Source organism: Exiguobacterium sp. Leaf196 (genome assembly GCF_001423965.1).
Classification (GTDB): domain Bacteria; phylum Bacillota; class Bacilli; order Exiguobacteriales; family Exiguobacteriaceae; genus Exiguobacterium_A.
The window spans coordinates 1-1,161 of sequence record NZ_LMPV01000004.1 but is presented as its reverse complement, the minus strand read 5'-3'; the positions used below and the strand labels follow the sequence as shown (position 1 = coordinate 1,161).

Sequence of the window (1,161 nt, the reverse complement as noted above, 5' to 3'; positions counted from 1 at the left end):
CACGATTGACGAAGCTTGCGCTTCATTCGTTTTTGTATTCCGTAGAATACGATTTTTGCCTCATCGTTCAGTTTTCAAAGTCCAATGTATTTCGTATGAAAATAATGGTCGGGAAGACAGGATTCGAACCTGCGACCCCTTGGTCCCAAACCAAGTGCTCTACCAAGCTGAGCTACTTCCCGAAAAGTGCACCCTGAGAGATTCGAACTCCCGACCCCTTGATTCGTAGTCAAGTACTCTATCCAGCTGAGCTAAGGGTGCATCATATGGTGCGGTCGAGAGGACTTGAACCTCCACGATGTTGCCACCACTAGGCCCTCAACCTAGCGCGTCTACCGATTCCGCCACGACCGCATAATGCTATTCAAATATAAATGGAGCGGAAGACGGGATTCGAACCCGCGACCCCGACCTTGGCAAGGTCGTATTCTACCACTGAACTACTTCCGCATATAAATGGTACGGGTGAAGGGACTTGAACCCCCACGTCAAAGACACTAGATCCTAAATCTAGCGCGTCTACCAATTCCGCCACACCCGCATAAAAATGGTGTGTCATGCAGGATTCGAACCTGCGACCCTCTGATTAAAAGTCAGATGCTCTACCAACTGAGCTAATGACACATAAATAATATGAAGTTGAAAAATGGGGCGACTGATGGGAATTGAACCCACGAATGCCGGAATCACAATCCGGTGCGTTAACCACTTCGCCACAATCGCCAAAATAAAAATGGTGCCGGCAACAGGAGTCGAACCCGCGACCTACTGATTACAAGTCAGTTGCTCTACCAGCTGAGCTACACCGGCAAAAGAAATGGTGGCTTTGGACGGAATCGAACCGCCGACACAAGGATTTTCAGTCCTTTGCTCTACCAACTGAGCTACAAAGCCGATATTAAAATGGCGGTCCTGACGGGATTCGAACCCGCGATCTCCTGCGTGACAGGCAGGCATGTTAACCGCTACACCACAGGACCGTTTTAAGTATAAGGTGACGACTTCTATAATGATAAAACATCTATGTAAGTCTGTCAATTGTTTTATTAAAAAAACAAAAGCCTGGCAACGTCCTATCCTCACAGGGGGAAGCCCCCAACTACTTTCGGCGTTCAAGTGCTTAACTTCCGTGTTCGGCATGGGAACGGGTGTGACCACTTG

10 tRNA genes and 1 rRNA gene are annotated in these 1,161 nt (G+C 48.3%); all 11 read right to left on the bottom strand.

Going from position 1 to position 1,161, the window contains the following annotated elements:
* Positions 1 to 105: 105 nt before the first annotated feature.
* Positions 106 to 182, bottom strand: a tRNA-Pro gene (locus ASG02_RS06170).
* 5 nt (positions 183 to 187) lie between these two features.
* Positions 188 to 261, bottom strand: a tRNA-Arg gene (locus tag ASG02_RS06165).
* A gap of 6 nt (positions 262 to 267) precedes the next feature.
* A tRNA-Leu gene (locus ASG02_RS06160) sits at positions 268 to 354 on the bottom strand.
* Positions 355 to 375: 21 nt separating this feature from the next.
* Positions 376 to 450 (bottom strand) — tRNA-Gly (locus ASG02_RS06155).
* A 7-nt stretch (positions 451 to 457) separates the two neighbouring features.
* A tRNA-Leu gene (locus tag ASG02_RS06150) sits at positions 458 to 541 on the bottom strand.
* A 7-nt stretch (positions 542 to 548) separates the two neighbouring features.
* A tRNA-Lys gene (locus tag ASG02_RS06145) sits at positions 549 to 624 on the bottom strand.
* A 23-nt stretch (positions 625 to 647) separates the two neighbouring features.
* Positions 648 to 723, bottom strand: a tRNA-His gene (locus ASG02_RS06140).
* An 11-nt stretch (positions 724 to 734) separates the two neighbouring features.
* Positions 735 to 810: transfer RNA gene (locus tag ASG02_RS06135), tRNA-Thr, on the bottom strand.
* A gap of 8 nt (positions 811 to 818) precedes the next feature.
* Positions 819 to 894, bottom strand: a tRNA-Phe gene (locus ASG02_RS06130).
* 10 nt (positions 895 to 904) lie between these two features.
* Positions 905 to 980, bottom strand: a tRNA-Asp gene (locus ASG02_RS06125).
* 80 nt (positions 981 to 1,060) lie between these two features.
* A 5S ribosomal RNA gene (gene rrf, locus ASG02_RS06120) occupies positions 1,061 to 1,161 on the bottom strand; the annotation flags it as partial.